The organism is Melaminivora alkalimesophila (assembly GCF_000282995.1).
Lineage (GTDB): Bacteria > Pseudomonadota > Gammaproteobacteria > Burkholderiales > Burkholderiaceae_C > Melaminivora > Melaminivora alkalimesophila.
Genome location: NZ_ALEE01000497.1, coordinates 1 through 2,599 on the forward strand (window position 1 = coordinate 1; position 2,599 = coordinate 2,599).

Consider the following 2,599-nt stretch of genomic DNA (forward strand, 5'->3'; position numbering starts at 1 on the left):
GCAGGCCTGCCGGCGGGGCCGGGCGGGGCAGAGAGGTCGCCATGGCCATGCCAGCCCCGGGCTCAGGCGCCGTCGCGCGACGGGATCTGCAGCCCGCGCTGCACCGCCGGCCGGTCCAGGAAGTTGGCCAGCACGCGCCGCACCTGGGCAAAGTCCTCGATCCCGACCAGCTCGCCCGCGCCGTAGAACTCGATCAGGTTGCGCACCGCGGGCAGCACGGCGATGTCGGCGATGGTGTAGTCCTCGCCCATGATCCAGGTCCGGTCCTTCAGGCGGCCGTCGAGCACGCCCAGCAGGCGGCGCGTCTCCTGCACATAGCGGTCGCGCGGGCGCTTGTCCTCCCAGTCCTTGCCGGCGAACTTGTGGAAGAAGCCGAGCTGGCCGAACATGGGGCCGACGCCGCCGACCTGCCAGAACAGCCACTGCAGCGTCTGCCAGCGCGCGATCGGCTCGCGGGGCAGCAGCGCGCCGGTCTTCTCCGCCAGGTAGGCCAGGATGGCGCCGGACTCGAACAGCGCCAGTTGCTGGCCGCCCGGGCCGTCCGGGTCGATGATGGCCGGGATCTTGTTGTTCGGGTTGAGCGCCAGGAATTCGGGCGTGTGCTGCTCGTCCTTGCCGAAGTCCACCAAGTGGGCCTCGTAGGGCAGGCCGGTCTCCTCCAGCATGATCGAGACCTTCACGCCGTTGGGGGTGTTGAGCGAATACAGCTGCAGGCGCTCGGGGTGGCGCGCCGGCCAGCGGGCGGTGATGGGGTGGTTCAGGGGCATGGCTCTCCTCGTTGGCACGGCCGGGCCGAAGAAATGCAGGCCGCGATTCCGCACACTCTAGGCCAGGGGGAGCGCCGCGGTGCCGGGCAAGGCGCCGTCGTGGCGTCGGTCGCCGGAGGCGCGGACGCGGCCTCAGGGAGCGGCAGCGCCGGGCGCCAGCTCCAGCTGCATGAGCACCATGCCGACCAGCGACTGCAGCGTCGGGCGGCCGGTCTCGATGACGTGGCTGGCGACTTCGCGATAGAGCGGGTCGCGCACCCGGTACAGCTCGCGCAGGCGCGCGAGCGGGTCCGGCGTCTGCAGCAGCGGGCGGCTGCGGTCGTGGCGCAGGCGGCGAAACAGCTCGTCCGGGCTGGCGCGCAGGTACAGCACCGGCGCGAAGCCGCGCCGCAGCGCCGCGCGGTTGTCCTCGCGTAGCACGATCCCGCCGCCGGGCGACAGCAGCATCGGCCCGGGCGCATCCGCCAGCTCGGCCAGCAGCGCCGCCTCGTGCGCGCGGAAGGCGGCCTCGCCGTGCTGCTCGAAATAGTCGCGGATGCGGCAGCCCAGGCGTTCTTCCAGCAGCTGGTCCATGTCGATGAACGGCAGCTGCAGGCGGCGCGCGACCTGCCGGCCGGCGGTGGACTTGCCCGCGCCGGGCATGCCGATGAGGGCGCAGCGGGTTGGCATGGAAGGAGACGGCGTCGGTGAGGGAGGAAAGGAGGCGGGCAGGCGGCAAGTGTACGGCGCGCGGAAGGGGCGTGTGCCGACACGCGGAGCCGCGCCGGGTGCGGACAATGGCGCCATGGCCCCTTCCTTTCTCGACCGGCTCAAGGCGCGCGGGCAATCGCTGCTGCAGCCCATCCGGCCCTTCGTCCGCGCGGTGGCACTGTGGTCCGACGCCGACGGGCTGCGCATGAGCGCGGCCATGTCCTTCTACGGCATGCTGAGCCTGGCGCCGCTGCTGCTGCTGCTGGTGGGGGTGCTGGGCTGGTGGATCGACAAGTCCTACCTGGAGAGCAACCTGATCGAGCAGGTGCAGAACGTGATGGGCGATCGCGGCGCCGAGGTGGTGCGCCAGGCGCTGGCCAGCGCCCAGGAGCCCTCCGAGGGCCGGCTGGCCTCGCTGGCGGCCTTCGTGCTGCTGCTGTCGGGGGCGACCGGGGTGTTCGTGGAGCTGCAGTCGGCGCTCAATCGCCTGTGGGGCGACGCGGACGAGGCGCACGCCGGCAAGGCTTGGTGGCGGCTGGCCTCGCTGCGCCTGCGCGGGCTCGCCTACATCCTCGCGATCGGCTTCCTGCTGCTGGTGTCGCTGGTGCTGTCCACGGTGATCAGCGTGCTGGGAAAGTGGGCCAGCAGCTGGCTGCCCTTCGGCTCGGGGCTGGTGCTGGGGGTGATCAACGAGAGCGTGGCCTTTGGCGTGGCGGTGCTGCTGTTCGTCGGGCTGATGCGCATCGGAGGGGGACACCACCCGCCGCTGCGCTGCCTGTTCTTCGGCGGCTTCGTGGGCGCCGTGCTGTTCACCGTGGGCAAGCAGGGCCTGGCGCTGTACCTGTCCACCGCCGCGGTGGTCTCGGCCTACGGCGCGGCCGGCTCGCTGGTGGTGTTGCTGATGTGGATCTATTTCTCGTCGGCCGTGCTGCTGTTCGCCGCCAGCTGCGCGCGCGCGTTGCAGGAGCAGCGCCAGCAGCACACGGGCCCGGCTGCGGCGCCTGCCCCCGCCGGGCCGCCGGCTCCGCCCCGTCCCGCGTCCGCCCCGCCGCAGGGGGCAGGCATTGCCAGCTTCGAGCAGCCTGCCGACTTCGGCCAGCTGGCGCGCATGGCCCGCGGCGAGGCCGCGCCGCCGCCCGCCT

The 2,599-nt window shown here is 72.5% G+C and carries 3 protein-coding genes; 1 reads left to right on the plus strand and 2 read right to left on the minus strand.

Annotated features, from left to right (window positions below; genetic code table 11):
- Window positions 1-62: 62 nt before the first annotated feature.
- Both A612_RS09710 and A612_RS09715 read right to left on the minus strand, forming a co-directional pair.
- A complete protein-coding gene (locus A612_RS09710) occupies window positions 63-767 on the minus strand; it encodes a glutathione S-transferase N-terminal domain-containing protein (protein WP_019374303.1) in 705 nt (234 codons plus the stop codon).
- A gap of 132 nt (window positions 768-899) precedes the next feature.
- A complete protein-coding gene (locus tag A612_RS09715; protein WP_040436532.1) occupies window positions 900-1,436 on the minus strand; it encodes a shikimate kinase in 537 nt (178 codons plus the stop codon).
- 115 nt (window positions 1,437-1,551) lie between these two features.
- Here A612_RS09715 and A612_RS09720 point away from each other — a divergent pair.
- Window positions 1,552-2,599: YihY/virulence factor BrkB family protein (locus A612_RS09720; protein ID WP_019374305.1), on the plus strand; the 1,048-nt coding region annotated here is incomplete at its 3' end.